The organism is Marivivens niveibacter, assembly GCF_002150005.2.
GTDB lineage: Bacteria > Pseudomonadota > Alphaproteobacteria > Rhodobacterales > Rhodobacteraceae > Marivivens > Marivivens niveibacter.
The window spans coordinates 22,724-36,458 of the sequence record NZ_MSPP01000007.1 but is presented as its reverse complement, the minus strand read 5'-3'; the positions used below and the strand labels follow the sequence as shown (position 1 = coordinate 36,458).

The following is a 13,735-nucleotide window of genomic DNA, read 5'->3' as shown; positions in this document are numbered from 1 at the left end:
TAGTCCTTTAATGCGGCCTTTGGTGGTGACTAACAATTCAATGCCCAGTGGGCAAGATAGGGTCATTCACCAGACGTTTCAGTTCCGTCACCTAATTGCGCGTCTACTGTCGCAATGGCGATATCGGTAATATCAATTGCCCCGAAATACAGGATCACATCGCGCCGCCCCATCAAGACCGTCGCACCACGTTCACGCATGATCTGTCCCAAAATGGGGCGCACATCATCGTCAAAGGCACGGCGCAGGGCGTCTAGCTCGGCCTGAATGTCAGCCTCTTTCGCATCTTGCGCCTGACGGATTGCGACCACCTTTTCGTCAAAGGCATCTGCCTCTGCACGAAAGGCTTCGGGGGTCATGGTGGCGCGCCGCGCTGCGATGCTTTGCTCTTCTTCAATCAGAGCGTCAGCAATCTGGCGGTTTTCTTCATTTTGGGCTTCGGTTTTGACCTGTACTTCGGCGATGATGCGCTGCCCATATGCTGTGCCCGAAAACACCTGCTCTGTGTCGATGATCAACACCGAAGACGGCAACTGTACGGGTTGGGTTTGCGCAGATACATGCCCTGCCCCAATGGCAAGGCATGCACCCAAAATCAATGCACGAAAGCCCCGCATCAGAAGCTGGTCGAGATCGTCACATCAAAGCCTTTGGTTTCGTCAAATTCCTGAACGTCCAAAGCTTCGGTAAAGTTGAAACGCAGCGGCCCGATTGGCGTATCCCAAAAGATCGATACACCCGCAATCGTACGCGGTGTGAAATCACAATAGTAATAATTCGCACCCGAACAATCAAAGCCTGGATCCCACAGCGATCCGTAATCGACAAACGCACCACCCGAAATGCCGTATTCTTCTGGCAAGCCAAGTGGGAATTCAGCCTCTAGACGGGCAACGGCGTATGCGTTGCCACCCAAGCTATCGTTTACCGTCGTCGCACCGCTATCGTCGTAATAACGGGGGCCCATACCATACAGGCTAAAGCCGCGCATCTGGCTGCCACGCAAGAAGAACCGGTCGACAATGGAACTGTCGCCTTTGTTGTAGTGTAGATAACCACCTTCGACCGTCGCCGTCAGCGTCAGTGCGTCGTTCAGGACCGATGTCGTTGCACCCGCGCTGGCAGTTGTTTTAACGAACTGAGTATCGCCAAAACCAAACTCTTGACCAAACCGTAGTTTATACCCTGTTTCTTCGTCTAGACCGTCACGGCGGCTGTCGAAGGAATAGGTGTAGCCTACGGATTGCGTCCAACGTCCGTCTTCTTCGCTATCGGCAAAGGTTTCAGGAGCGACTTCGCCATTCACAGCATTGGTAATGTCGCTGTAACGCGTTTGCACATAGGTCTGCAAATTGCCGCGTTCGCTAACAGCAAAGCCCAGTGACGGTTTGAACGTAAAGGTTTCGGTATCGTAATCCGCACCTTCGTTGTTGGTAATCACATAGTTGGTATCCAAACCAAAGCGCAGGTTACGGCCCAACAGGTAAGGTTCAGCAAAGCTAAGCTGGAAATATTTATTGCTTTCCGCGGTCGAGAAAGACAGGTTCAGCGACTGGCCACGGCCCAAGAAATTGGACTGGCGGAAAGAGGCAAGCAAACCAAAACCATCATCAGTGTTGTAGTTTGCACCGAACGACAGCGATCCGGTGGGCGCTTCGACAACGTCAACATCCACAACCACCTGATCAGGTGCTGAACCTTGGCGGGTATTCACAGCCGCATTAGCAAAGAAGCCCAGCGAACGGATACGTTCGGCCGCCTGACGGATGGCGCGCGGGTTGAATGGGTCACCTTCGACAACGCGGAACTGTTGACGCACAACGCGGTCTAATGTGGTGTTGTTACCTTCGATATCGATGCGTTCCACAAAAATGCGTTCGCCACGTACCAGCGCAAAGGTCAGATCGAGCGTTTGGTTCGCCTCGTTGCGGACGATGCGTGGTTCAACCTGAACAAACTGCATCCCCAGACGGGTTGCCAAATCCTCTAGTCGGGAAATGTCGTTTTCGATGCTGACAGGCGAATAGGTATCACCATTGCGGGTACGGATAACATCGTTGAACGCTGCCAGATCAACCACATCGTTCAATTCAGATGTGACCGAAACACCACCAATGGAATAGCGCTGACCTTCTTCGACGTTATAGGTGACAACGAATGCGTCACGTTCACTTGTCAGCTGAACCGCTACGTCTTGTACGATAAAATCAGGGAAACCGCGGGATTGATAAAAATCCGTCAGAACCTGTTTGTCGAATTCCAAACGTTCGGGCGAATAGGTGTCACGACCGATAAAGGTACGCAGCGCACCCGCCTGTTTGGTGGTCAAAACGTTCCGCAAACGACGATCCGAAAAGGTACGGTTGCCAGCAAAACCGATGCGTTCGATTTCGGTGACGCCGTTTTCCGAAATTTCAAATACAAGGTTAACGCGGTTATCGGGCAGACGAATGATACGCGGGGTGACAACTGCGTTGATACGGCCAGACGCGGCATAGGCAGCGGTGATATCGGCAACGTCTTGTTCTACGTCGGTCGGGCTATAAATACGGCGCTCGGTCGATCGGATGGTCGCAAACAAATCATCATCTTTTAGACGCGAGTTACCTTCGAAATTGATGCGAAAAACGGTTGGAAATTCCGTAACGCGGATCACCAATTGGCTACCTTGCGGAATGATCTCTACGTTTTCAAACAGGCCCGTTGCGCGAATACGCTGCCCTGCGTCGTTCAATTGGGCGGCGGTGACAGCTTCGCCTTGGGCCACGCCCAAATAGCTTAGGATCGTTTCGTCTTCGATACGGGCATTCCCTTCGATCGAAACGGAATTGAAGGCAAAGTTTTGCGCCAGCGACGGTAGCGGCTGAACCGTCAGTGCGGCGATCCCCGCAACCGCGGTCATTTTCAAAATCGCTTTGCCCGAAGGCATTTTGTCAAACAAAGTATTCAGGCGCATTAATCCAACCAATTCAGACGTCCCCATTGGGAACTTGCCTAAACACAATAATGCGCGTTGTCAAAAACAAGAACGCACCCATTTAGGGTGCGTGCGTCGGTTTGCCGATAGATGTGGCGAAAAACCCGTTACAGGACGATCTGAGTGACCACAGACCCAAGCCATAGTGCCCCGCCAATCGCAGCGACATACATGATGCGGTCCCAGTTCAAATTGATCAGCAAAGACAGACTTTGATATCCAGCAGAAATCGTTTGCATGATGCACTCCCTAATCTGGGTCCAAATGTGCCGCGCAATTGTGGCAACATCTGGGCAGCATCAGGGAATGTCAGGGGCAAAGGAACAGATCGTTCATCAGCCCGAACAGCGTCATGGTCAGGATCAACGACAAACCAATCGCGATCAAAATACGCATCGCGCCATCGCTGGGTTTGCGACCTGTGATCGCCTCGTAGGCGTGGAACACCAAATGGCCGCCATCCAAAACAGGGATCGGGAATAGGTTCAGCAATCCAACGGCCGCGGACAAGAACCCGATAAAGCTGATGAAATCAGTTAGCCCCGCCGCAGCCATCGCACCCGACGCCTGCGCGATGCCCACAGGGCTGGACAGGTTACAGGTGGAAATCTGGCCCGCGATCATGTGGTAGATCGCAGATACGGATGTTTCCAAAACGTACCACAGCTGCGCAAATGCGTCGCTGATCGCTTCGAAAATCGATGGGGTCACGGTTTCGGGATCAAAGAAAATGCCGCCCGATACGCCAATCAACCAGCGGGTTTCAAATCCACCATCGGCAGTTGGCAAATCTGTACGGCGGGGGGTGACTTCCAACTGAACGATTTCGCCGTTCCGCCAGATATCCAACGCCAGCGTATCACCGTTTGATGCGCTTACGATGTCCACCATTTGCGGAAATGCATACACATTCTGACCATTGATCGCGGTGATCACGTCTCCTTCTTGCACGCCCGCTTTATCGGCGGCGCTATCATGAGTGACGGACAGAACGGCGGTCGTGTTCGGATAAGGCCCCTGCACCTGCATTTGAACGTCAGCGCGCACAACCGTGTAGGTCAGCGATTGCTGGATGGGCAGTTGATCCAATGCCGCCGCAAATTGCGCCACAGAGCGTGCGTCGATATCTTCTACCGCGATGATCTGATCGCCGACTTCCAATTCCTGCACATAAGATGGCGGCAGGTCAGGAACGCTGCGCAATGTCAAAGGGTCGGTCGCTTTACCCGCCCATAGACCAAGGCCGGTGAAAATCACCAAAGTCAGGATGAAATTGAAAAATGGTCCAGCGGCCACAGTTGCCGCGCGTGCCCAAACGGGTGCGCCCAGCATCGTGTTGCGCCCACCAGCGGTGCCGCCCACCGATGCAGCATTGGCATCGCCCAGAAATTTGACGTAGCCGCCCAACGGGATCGCAGCGATCTGCCAACGGGTGCCGCGTTTATCGGTTCGCGAAATCAGTACAGGACCAAAGCCCAGCGAAAACACCTCGGCGCCGATTCCGCACCAACGCCCGACGATGTAATGCCCGTATTCATGGATCGCGACGATGATCGACAGGGCGATCACGAATGCCAGAATGGTGAAACCTGCGCTGCCGAAAAAGGGCAAAAATTCTGACATCTTAGACCACTGCCTTCATTATTTCTGTCGCTTTGGCGCGCGCTTCTGCGTCCGCTGCCATGATGGTATCCAAATCCGCAGGCGCATTACGCCCGTCTGTTCCGATATCGACACGGTCCAGCGTTTTTTCAACAACCCGCGCCATATCCAAAAAACCGATCTGGCTATCAATAAACCCGTCAAGCGCGCGTTCTTTGGCGGCGTTGAATACCGCACCAGACAAACCACCTGTTTCCATCACGCGCCACGCTAACGGCAGCGCAGGGTAACGGTCTGCGTCCGGCGCACGGAACGTCATCTGACTGATTTTGCTGAAATCCAAACGGTCGACAGGCAGGTGTTTGCGATCGGGCCAATGCAGCGCATAGCCAATCGCGTGCCGCATGTCAGGCGCACCAACATGAGCCATCAGCGCGCCGTCGTGAAAACCAACCATCGCGTGGATCAGGCTTTCGGGGTGAATGACAACTTCGATCTGCGAAGGGATGAAGCCAAAGAATTCTTTTGCCTCAATAACTTCCAACGCTTTATTAAACATCGACGCACTATCAATGGTAATCCGTTGGCCCATGTCCCAATTGGGGTGCGCACTAGCTTGTTCAACCGTTGCCCCTGCCAGATCGGCCAACGGCCAATCACGGAACGCCCCGCCTGATGCTGTGATAATCACGCGTTCAACGGCAGCTTGATCTTCGCCTACAAGGCCCTGAAAAACGGCAGAGTGTTCACTGTCGACGGGTAGGATTGTAGCGTTATGATCGCGCGCTGTTTGCATCAGCAGCGGACCAGCGGTGACCAAAGATTCTTTGTTTGCCAGCGCCAAGGTCGCACCCTGTTTCAGCGCGTTCAAACCAGGGGTCAGACCTGCCGCACCAACAATCGATGACATCACCCAATCAACAGGACGATCTGCGGCATCAATGACAGCCTGCGTACCTGCGGCACATTCAATGCCAGTGCCCGCTAATGCATCGCGCAATGCGGGCAGTTCATCATCGTAACAAGTAACGGCGATCTGCGCATTTAGACATTTCGCATCATCGGCCAGCTGCGCGATATTGCGACCACCGGTCAACGCCACAACGTCGTAATTCGCCTGATCGCGTTTAATCAGGTCAATCGTGCTTTGGCCAATGCTGCCAGTCGCGCCGAAAATCGAAATCCGTTTCATCAGTGCCCTTTGGCCGATACGAACGGCGCAACGGCCGCCAAAAATCCGCCCATGATGATAGCTGCAAACATCAACGCGTCAAAGCGGTCCAAAAGCCCACCATGACCAGGGATTAGGTTAGAGCTGTCTTTGACCCCTGCCCGACGCTTTAGCGCACTTTCCACGATGTCACCCATCTGGCCGGCAAAGGCCATAAAGACCGACGTGATCGCTAGCGCCAATGCGTTATCTACGCCGCCTTTGGCAAACCAAAACCCGATAAGGGCTGCACCGATCCAACCTGCGACTGTGCCGCTCCATGTCTTTTTGGGGCTGATCGCTGGCCAAAATTTCGGCCCGCCCAGCGTGCGACCCGCAAAATAGCCCAAAACGTCCGATGCGACGACAACACAAATCAGCCAAACCGAATAGGCGAATGACACTTCGCGAAGGAACCACATGGTGCCCCAAGCGACCATCACCAGCAAAGCATATAGCGACAGCCAAACACGATCGCGCGTTGCGTTAAGGTAAACCGCGGCAGCAACCGCGATAAAAACCAGACCTTCGGCGGACATCGGCAGCACGATTGCCGCGAAAACAGCAACGCCAGCTATGACGCCCAAGATTTTGTTTTGGTTTGTTTTTTCTGGCGCTGCCATGCGGGACGTTTCCCACACCATCAGACCTGCACAGATGGCAATGAACAGCAAAAAGACCAAGCCGCCCAGCACGAACGCTGTGCCGCCAATCGCCGCAAGCGCCAAACCCGATACCACGCGCGGCCCAAGGTCACGCCATTTGTCTTTAATCTTTTCGCGCACGTTATGCTTTCACTCCGCCAAAGCGGCGGTCACGTGTTCCGTATTTTCCGACCACCTTGCCGAATTCTTCGGCGGTGAAATCAGGCCATAGCGTATCTACAAATTCGTATTCGGAATAAGCCGACTGCCACAGCAGGAAATTAGAAATGCGGGCCTCGCCGCTGGTGCGGATCACTAGATCGGGGTCAGGCAACACATGGGTGTCTAAGAATTTGGACAGGGTTTCCGCATCCACATCTTCGTGACGCAGACGGCCCTGCTCAACCTCATAGGCCATACGTTTTGCCGCGCGGGTGACCTCATCACGACCACCATAGTTGATCGCGATGGTCAGGTGACATTTGTCATTGCCCGACGTCAGCAGTTCCAGATCATCCATCAGACACACCAGTTTGTCGTCTAATTTGATCCGGTCACCAATGAAACGCACGCGAACGCCTGCTTTGTGCAGGTCGTGCGCCTCTTTCTGGATGTAACGACGGAACAACGTCATCAGACCAGCAACTTCGGTCTGGGTCCGTTTCCAGTTTTCCGTGGAAAAGGCAAAAATCGTCAGATATTTCACCCCGTTTTCGGGGCAAGCCTCAACGATTTCGCGGACACGGCGGGCACCCGCCTGATGGCCGAACAAACGCGGGCGACCGCGTTTCTGGGCCCAGCGGCCATTCCCATCCATGATGATGGCCACATGTCTGGGGCCAGAGGGCGCGTCTTCAGATTTTTTGTCAGTCATACACGCCCCCAATGGCAATACTCGGTACTTAGACCTGCATGATTTCAGCTTGTTTTGTCTCAAGCTGATCATCGATCTTTTTAATAAATTGGTCGGTCAGCAATTGAACTTCGCCTTCCCAGAATTTTTGATCGTCTTCGGACAGGCCGTCACCTTTGGCTTTTTTCACCTGATCCATGCCGTCGCGGCGCAAGTTGCGGATCGCAACGCGGGCGTGTTCCGCGTATTGGCCAGCTACTTTGCCCAGTTCGCGGCGGCGCTCTTCGTTCAGCTCCGGGATCGGCAGCATGATAATTGTGCCGTTCAGCTGTGGGTTAATACCCAGACCGGATTCGCGGATCGCTTTTTCCACTTTGCCGACCATGCTTTTGTCCCACACGTTTACGGTAACCATGCGCGGCTCAGGCACGTTAACAGTGCCGACTTGGTTCAGTGGGGTTGGTTGGCCATATGCATCAACCATGATCGGATCCAGCATAGAGGCAGAGCCACGGCCGGTCCGCAAAGATGCGAATTCAGAGCGTAGTGCGGCAATTGCGCCTTCCATACGGCGTGTCAGGTCGTCGGTATCCAGTTCGAATTCATCGGACATGTGTCAGTCTCGTCGCTTGCAAGTTTGGATGACTACTTAAGCCATGGCGCCCAGCGCCACAACTCATGTTTGGTCGAATGCGCAAAGCTGTGCCTTTTCAGGCCCAGCCCATACGTTAGGTGTGAACGGTGGTGTAGGTGCCTTGACCGGCCATGACGCCCTTGAAACCGCCGGGATCATTCAGGTTGAACACAATCAGCGGCATTTTGTTATCACGGCACAATGCAATCGCGGATGCATCGGCGACTTTGAGGTTCGCGCGCAGCACTTCGTCATAGGAAATGTCTTCATAGCGTTTTGCGTCTGGGTTGGTTTTCGGATCGCTGTCGTAGATGCCATCAACTTGTTTGCCCATAAAGATCGCTTCGCATTGCATTTCGGTCGCACGCAGCGCAGCAGCGGTGTCGGTAGTGAAATACGGGTTACCCGTACCCGCCGCAAAGATACAAACGCGTTTCTTTTCCAAATGGCGTACAGCGCGGCGGCGGATGTATGGTTCACAAACCTGATCCATTGGGATCGCCGAAATAACGCGGGTGTAAACGCCCAGCGATTCCAACGCGCCCTGCATAGCCAGCGCATTCATCACTGTCGCCAACATACCCATGTAGTCGGCAGTGGTACGTTCCATACCCTGCGCCGATCCGGACAGACCGCGGAAAATGTTGCCGCCACCGATCACCAGACAGATTTCAACGCCCATGTCGTGAACAGCTTTCACCTCTTTGGCGATACGTTCAACGGTGGGCGGATGCAGACCGAATTGGGTGTCACCCATCAGCGCCTCGCCTGATATCTTGAGCATGACCCGGTTAAACTTTACGTCTTTGGTCTCGCTCATGGGGGCGTCCTCGCATTGGTCTGTAAATTTCCGAGAAAATGCGCCAAAAGGGGCAAATGTGCAATGGTGGGAAACCGGAATTTTTGCCCCAAGACGCAAAAAGAAAGAAAGCAACTGTGATCGATTTTAGCGCTATCCCTGATGACCGCCCTGTATTGATCGCTGGCCCCACAGCGTCCGGCAAATCGGAATTGGCTTTGCAAATCGCCGAGGCGCGGGGCGGCATAATCGTCAATGCGGACGCGCTACAGGTGTTTGACGGATGGCGAATCTTAACCGCCCGCCCCGATGATCATGACCTAGGACGCGCAGATCATGCGTTATACGGACATGTGCCATATGATGCATATTATTCCACTGGGAACTGGCTGCGCGATGTTGCGCCCTACCTCACGGGTGCCCAGCGCCCGATCATTGTTGGCGGCACGGGATTGTATTTCAAAGCGTTGACCGAAGGGTTGGCTGACATTCCTTTGACCCCGCCAGAAATCCGCGAAGAAGCCGATCAGATAGAGCTGGACCATCTGTTAGAGGATCTAGACGACAAAACCCGCGCCCGCATTGATGTGCAAAACCGCGCCCGCGTTCAACGCGCATGGGAGGTTTTACGCGCCACGGGCCGATCCATTGCCGATTGGCAAGACGACACCCCGCCCCCATTGTTGCCAATTGCTGACGCTGTGCCATTGGTGATGCATACAGATGTGGATTGGCTGAATAGCCGGATCGCCCAGCGCTTTGACCTGATGATCGATGCGGGTGCGCTGGATGAGGCGCGCAGCATGTTAGATGATTGGGACCCTGCCCGCCTGTCATCCAAAGCGATCGGCGCACCTGAAATGATCGCTTATCTTCAGGGCCGCATGGAACTACCAGACGCGATCGAGGCCGCCGTGATTGCAAGCCGTCAGTATGCCAAACGGCAGCGCACTTGGTTCCGCAAAAGCATGCGCGACTGGACGCCAGTTCACCGCCCCTAAGTCCTGAGACTTGATTCGAATCGCAAATAGGCTAACGTCTTTCACTTATCGAACATCGATAGGCATATTATGGACGTACCATCAGATCAAAACCGTTTGGCCCTGTCCTCTATACAGGCAAAGAACGCACAGAACCGTTGGCAGACCGAAGCCATGCGGAGCCATTCGACTGCTCGCTTGATCTATTTCACCAAAGGTCAGGGACGGATCACAGTGGCTGGGTTAACCAGCGGCTATGGCCCAAACAATTTGGTCTATATTCCGCCGAACACGATGTACGGATATGAAGTCGGCCCCATGGTGTTCGGTCACATGCTATCGATCCCCAGCGCTGTTCAGTCGGATTGGCCTGATATGCCCGTTCACCTGCGCCTACGGGACGTTCATGCGCAAAATGAAATTGCTGGCCAATTTGATGCGCTGGAACGCGAATTGAACTCTACTCGCGGCGGGCACAATCGTGCTGCGCTATATATGCTGGGTATTCTGTCTGTCTTTTTTGAACGCCAGATCGAAGAACACCCCCCCGTCGAAACGCACGCCCGTGCGCGTACATCACAAGCGCGGTTGGTCGCCGCTTATACCGATTTAGTGGAACGTGATTTCGCATCGGGCAAAGGCGTTGCAGAATTTGCAGCGGAATTGGGTGTCACACCAACACACCTAACCCGCTGCTGCAATCAAACCTGCGGACGTTCTGCATTAGCCATTTTACATGACCGCATCCTATTTGATGCCCGTGAACGCCTGCGCAGCACCAAAACGCCTGTGAAAACAATCGCTCAGGATTTAGGGTTTTCTTCGGCGGCTTATTTTACGCGTAGCTTTCAATCGGAAACGGGGCAAACCCCATCTGCATTCCGCAAGATGTACGCCGTTTAACTACCCCAGATCACCCGTACATAGTTCTGGGTTTCGCGATACGGCGGGATACCGTTGTAGCGGCTTACAGCCTCTGGTCCTGCGTTATAGGCCGCCAGCGCCAAATCCCAACGCCCAAATCGGTCGAACTGCTGGCGCAAATATCGCGCCCCGCCTTCTAGGTTTTCGGTCGGATTATTGGGGTTCACCCCCAACAAAGCAGCAGTTCCTGGCATCAACTGGGCCAAACCAATCGCGCCTTTATGGCTACGGGCCGATGGGTTCCAACCGCTTTCTTGCTGAACTAGACGCAAAAACAAACCTTCGGGAATTGCGTATCTACGCGCCATTTGCTTGGCCGTCGCTAGATAGGGTCCGTTATAATTGCCGATGTATTGCGGCGCAGAGGCTCCGCTTGCAGTATCGCGTTCCGGATTTAACCGCGTGGAGCTTGAATACTGTTCGGACGCACGGCCATCTAGAACGTTTAGCTGACTTTGGAACAACGCCATGCGAGACGACGTTGAAACGGTATCCGCTGCAACTGGCAATGCGCCGACAGTCATCCCTGCCAATGCGATGATCCAAATTCGTGGGTTCAGCATCCAATATACCGCGATTTGTTATAACGGGCGGAATCTACAACCGACTTTACCAAATCACCAAACAATACCTGTGGATAGGCAAAGGTTTGCCGCCCCTATGCATTGGATTCCTATCCGAAAGCCGATATTTGGGTTTCAATACGAAACGCAGGGTGATGTAACCTCCTGCAAATAACATTCAGATTCGAGGGAGATGCCGCATGGCCGGATCCGTGAACAAAGTCATTCTGATCGGCAATTTGGGCCGCGATCCAGAGGTCCGCAGCTTTAGCAACGGCGGCAAGGTTGTAAACCTGCGCATTGCGACATCCGAAACATGGAAAGACCGCAACACAGGCGAACGCCGTGAACGTACCGAATGGCATTCGGTCGCCATCTTTAACGAAGCCGTCGGCCGCATCGCAGAACAATACCTGCGCAAAGGTTCGACCGTGTACATCGAAGGCCAGCTGGAAACCCGCAAATGGCAGGACCAGAACGGCCAAGATCGTTACAGCACCGAAGTCGTTCTACGCCCATACACAGGCAACCTGACCCTGCTGGGCGGTCGTGGTGACGGCGGCGGCCAAGGTGGCGGCGGCGGTAACTACGGTGGTGGTTACGACAACGGTCCATCGGGCGGCGGTTATGGCGGCGGCTATGACAACGGCCCATCGGGTGGCGGCGCGCCATCGGGCGGCGGTTCGAACATGGACGACGAAATCCCGTTCTAAAACAAATAAGGGCAGCAAACGCTGCCCTTTCTTTTTGCCTATCTGATCGGCTTAGCCGCGCAGCGCGTCGACCAATACGCCATGCACGACATCGCGCGGCACATCAGAGGTGACAAAGGACTGACCAATCCCGCGGGCCAGAATGAACCGCAGTTTACCGTCAATCACCTTTTTATCTTGCCCCATAAGGTCCAGCAGTGCATCGGCGTCAGGCAGATCCCCCGGAATATCGGTCACATCCGTTTTCATGCCAATATCGCGCAGGTGGGCGCGAACGCGGCTTGGGTCCTCTTGCGAACATAGCCCCAAACGGGCCGAAGTTTCGAACGCCAGCGCGCAGCCGATCGCAACGCCTTCGCCGTGGAGCAAACGGTCGGAATAGCCCGTCGCCTTTTCCAGCGCGTGACAGAACGTGTGGCCTAGGTTGAGCAGCGCGCGATCCCCCTGTTCGGTTTCATCGCGCAGCACGATTTCGGCCTTCATCTGAACCGAACGGGTCACGGCGTGCACGCGGGCGTCCATATCCCCTGCAGCCATGCGCGGCGCGTTGGTTTCCAACCAGTCGAAAAATTCTGCATCACCCAGCAGGCCATATTTCACGACCTCGCCGTAACCTGCCAGAAAATCGCGTTTGGTCAGCGTGGATAATACAGACGTATCGGCCAAAACCAGCGACGGCTGATGGAACGATCCCACCAAATTTTTGCCGTGGTCCGTGTTAATTCCGGTCTTCCCGCCGACAGAGCTGTCTACCTGAGCCAGCAAAGAGGTCGGAATTTGCACAAACCGAACGCCGCGGCGCAAAATGGCTGCGGCAAAGCCGACCAAATCACCGATAACGCCGCCGCCCAGCGCAATAACCAGCCCCGTGCGTTCAACCTTTTGTTCCAGCAACCATTCAACCGTGCGGATCAATTCGGGCCAACGTTTGGTGGACTCACCCGCAGGTAGCACCAGCGCATCATGCGCGATGCCAGCAGCATCCAGTGACGCCTGTAATGTTGCCAGATGAATGCCAGATACGTTGTCATCGGTAACGATCGCCACGCGCGGCACGCGCAGCATTGGCGCGATACGCGCCCCAGCCGACTGCAACAGATCGGGGCCAATAACGACATCGTATTCGCGGCCTTCTAGGCCTACATGGACGGTATTCATTCTGTAATTTCCTCTAGCACGTCGGGACGCGTTAGCAGTGCCTCGATCACGCCGTCTGTCGTTTTGTCGATGCTGTTTTTCAACTGCGTTTCGACCGTCAGGTTTGCCAACGAATACACAGGCGTCCGTTGGTCCAGCAAATCGGACAAAGTTTGTTTGGGATTAGCGGTCCGTAGCAACGGACGCGAATTTTTATGACGCACACGCTCCCACAGCGTATCCAACGACGCCTTTAACCAAACAGACACGCCTTGGTTGGTGATTGCGGAACGGTTCCGTTCAGCCATAAATGCCCCGCCGCCGGTCGACAAAATACATGCTGGACCAGACAATAGACGTTTGATCACTTCACTTTCACGACGGCGGAAAAAATCCTCGCCGTCACGGGCAAAGATTTCTGGAATGGTTGTGTTGGCGGCCCGTTCGATTTCGGCATCCGAATCCAGAAACGGCACGTCCAGACGTTCGGCCAAGGCTTTGCCGATGGCGCTTTTGCCCGACCCCATCATTCCAACCAACACAACCGTGCGCTTTAGTTGGAATTTCGGTAGGCTCTCTGAACTTGCCTCGAAATCGGCTGTCGGTTGCCGAGTTGTCATTTTTCGTCCCGAATGGCGTGATATTGCCAGCAAGGGCATATATAAAGACAGCCAAGGGTGCAAAGCCCATGAGGCGTCT

15 protein-coding genes are annotated in these 13,735 nt (G+C 54.4%); 3 read left to right on the top strand and 12 right to left on the bottom strand.

Annotation, left to right across the window (positions count from 1 at the left end):
* Window positions 1–62: 62 nt before the first annotated feature.
* From BVC71_RS14585 to pyrH, 9 genes are all read right to left on the bottom strand, one after another.
* Window positions 63–617, bottom strand: a complete 555-nt coding sequence (locus tag BVC71_RS14585; RefSeq protein ID WP_086452434.1) for an OmpH/Skp family outer membrane protein — start codon at window positions 615–617, stop codon at window positions 63–65.
* Complete coding sequence (bamA, locus tag BVC71_RS14580) at window positions 617–2,983, bottom strand: outer membrane protein assembly factor BamA (RefSeq protein WP_240516878.1); 2,367 nt, start codon at window positions 2,981–2,983, stop codon at window positions 617–619. The genes BVC71_RS14585 and bamA overlap by 1 nt, the downstream gene beginning before the upstream one ends.
* A gap of 101 nt (window positions 2,984–3,084) precedes the next feature.
* Window positions 3,085–3,216 carry a hypothetical protein gene (locus tag BVC71_RS15615; protein WP_276268490.1) on the bottom strand — a complete coding sequence of 44 codons (132 nt, stop codon included), beginning with the start codon at window positions 3,214–3,216 and terminating at the stop codon, window positions 3,085–3,087.
* A 70-nt stretch (window positions 3,217–3,286) separates the two neighbouring features.
* On the bottom strand, window positions 3,287–4,600 hold the full coding sequence (gene rseP, locus BVC71_RS14575; RefSeq protein ID WP_086452433.1) for an RIP metalloprotease RseP: 1,314 nt from the start codon (window positions 4,598–4,600) through the stop codon (window positions 3,287–3,289).
* A 1-nt stretch (window position 4,601) separates the two neighbouring features.
* On the bottom strand, window positions 4,602–5,771 hold the full coding sequence (gene dxr, locus BVC71_RS14570) for a 1-deoxy-D-xylulose-5-phosphate reductoisomerase (protein ID WP_086452432.1): 1,170 nt from the start codon (window positions 5,769–5,771) through the stop codon (window positions 4,602–4,604).
* On the bottom strand, window positions 5,771–6,574 hold the full coding sequence (locus BVC71_RS14565; RefSeq protein WP_240516877.1) for a phosphatidate cytidylyltransferase: 804 nt from the start codon (window positions 6,572–6,574) through the stop codon (window positions 5,771–5,773). Before BVC71_RS14565 ends, dxr begins: the two co-directional genes overlap by 1 nt.
* A gap of 1 nt (window position 6,575) precedes the next feature.
* On the bottom strand, window positions 6,576–7,307 hold the full coding sequence (gene uppS / locus BVC71_RS14560; protein WP_086452431.1) for a polyprenyl diphosphate synthase: 732 nt from the start codon (window positions 7,305–7,307) through the stop codon (window positions 6,576–6,578).
* Window positions 7,308–7,335: 28 nt separating this feature from the next.
* Entirely contained in the window at window positions 7,336–7,899 is a 564-nt protein-coding gene (gene frr, locus BVC71_RS14555; RefSeq protein ID WP_086452430.1) for a ribosome recycling factor, read from the bottom strand.
* 115 nt (window positions 7,900–8,014) lie between these two features.
* Window positions 8,015–8,740, bottom strand: coding sequence for a UMP kinase (pyrH, locus tag BVC71_RS14550; RefSeq protein WP_086452429.1), 726 nt, complete (start codon window positions 8,738–8,740; stop codon window positions 8,015–8,017).
* Between the two features lie 116 nt (window positions 8,741–8,856).
* Here pyrH and miaA point away from each other — a divergent pair, with 116 nt between their 5' ends.
* Window positions 8,857–9,720, top strand: coding sequence for a tRNA (adenosine(37)-N6)-dimethylallyltransferase MiaA (gene miaA / locus BVC71_RS14545; RefSeq protein ID WP_240516876.1), 864 nt, complete (start codon window positions 8,857–8,859; stop codon window positions 9,718–9,720).
* A gap of 69 nt (window positions 9,721–9,789) precedes the next feature.
* A complete protein-coding gene (locus tag BVC71_RS14540) occupies window positions 9,790–10,602 on the top strand; it encodes an AraC family transcriptional regulator (protein WP_086452427.1) in 813 nt (270 codons plus the stop codon).
* On the opposite strand, the gene BVC71_RS14535 is transcribed toward BVC71_RS14540, so the two are convergent.
* On the bottom strand, window positions 10,599–11,186 hold the full coding sequence (locus BVC71_RS14535; protein ID WP_086452426.1) for a lytic transglycosylase domain-containing protein: 588 nt from the start codon (window positions 11,184–11,186) through the stop codon (window positions 10,599–10,601). The two genes, BVC71_RS14540 and BVC71_RS14535, sit on opposite strands and share 4 nt — an antisense overlap.
* Before the next feature lie 200 nt (window positions 11,187–11,386).
* On the opposite strand from BVC71_RS14535, the gene ssb reads away from it, so the two are divergent.
* Entirely contained in the window at window positions 11,387–11,899 is a 513-nt protein-coding gene (ssb, locus tag BVC71_RS14530) for a single-stranded DNA-binding protein (RefSeq protein ID WP_086452425.1), read from the top strand.
* 51 nt (window positions 11,900–11,950) lie between these two features.
* Here the strand turns inward: ssb and aroB are convergent, their stop codons facing one another.
* Both aroB and BVC71_RS14520 read right to left on the bottom strand, forming a co-directional pair.
* Entirely contained in the window at window positions 11,951–13,057 is a 1,107-nt protein-coding gene (gene aroB / locus BVC71_RS14525) for a 3-dehydroquinate synthase (protein WP_086452424.1), read from the bottom strand.
* On the bottom strand, window positions 13,054–13,656 hold the full coding sequence (locus BVC71_RS14520; RefSeq protein WP_086452423.1) for a shikimate kinase: 603 nt from the start codon (window positions 13,654–13,656) through the stop codon (window positions 13,054–13,056). The genes aroB and BVC71_RS14520 overlap by 4 nt, the downstream gene beginning before the upstream one ends.
* Between the last annotated feature and the right edge of the window lie 79 nt (window positions 13,657–13,735).

Coding starts and splice junctions, on each gene's coding strand:
- BVC71_RS14585 (WP_086452434.1), bottom strand. CDS start 617: ATGCGGGGCTTTCGTGCATTGATTTTGGGTGCATGCCTTGCCATTGGG.
- bamA (WP_240516878.1), bottom strand. CDS start 2,983: ATGGGGACGTCTGAATTGGTTGGATTAATGCGCCTGAATACTTTGTTT.
- BVC71_RS15615 (WP_276268490.1), bottom strand. CDS start 3,216: ATGCAAACGATTTCTGCTGGATATCAAAGTCTGTCTTTGCTGATCAAT.
- rseP (WP_086452433.1), bottom strand. CDS start 4,600: ATGTCAGAATTTTTGCCCTTTTTCGGCAGCGCAGGTTTCACCATTCTG.
- dxr (WP_086452432.1), bottom strand. CDS start 5,771: ATGAAACGGATTTCGATTTTCGGCGCGACTGGCAGCATTGGCCAAAGC.
- uppS (WP_086452431.1), bottom strand. CDS start 7,307: ATGACTGACAAAAAATCTGAAGACGCGCCCTCTGGCCCCAGACATGTG.
- frr (WP_086452430.1), bottom strand. CDS start 7,899: ATGTCCGATGAATTCGAACTGGATACCGACGACCTGACACGCCGTATG.
- pyrH (WP_086452429.1), bottom strand. CDS start 8,740: ATGAGCGAGACCAAAGACGTAAAGTTTAACCGGGTCATGCTCAAGATA.
- BVC71_RS14540 (WP_086452427.1), top strand. CDS start 9,790: ATGGACGTACCATCAGATCAAAACCGTTTGGCCCTGTCCTCTATACAG.
- BVC71_RS14535 (WP_086452426.1), bottom strand. CDS start 11,186: ATGCTGAACCCACGAATTTGGATCATCGCATTGGCAGGGATGACTGTC.
- ssb (WP_086452425.1), top strand. CDS start 11,387: ATGGCCGGATCCGTGAACAAAGTCATTCTGATCGGCAATTTGGGCCGC.
- aroB (WP_086452424.1), bottom strand. CDS start 13,057: ATGAATACCGTCCATGTAGGCCTAGAAGGCCGCGAATACGATGTCGTT.
- BVC71_RS14520 (WP_086452423.1), bottom strand. CDS start 13,656: ATGACAACTCGGCAACCGACAGCCGATTTCGAGGCAAGTTCAGAGAGC.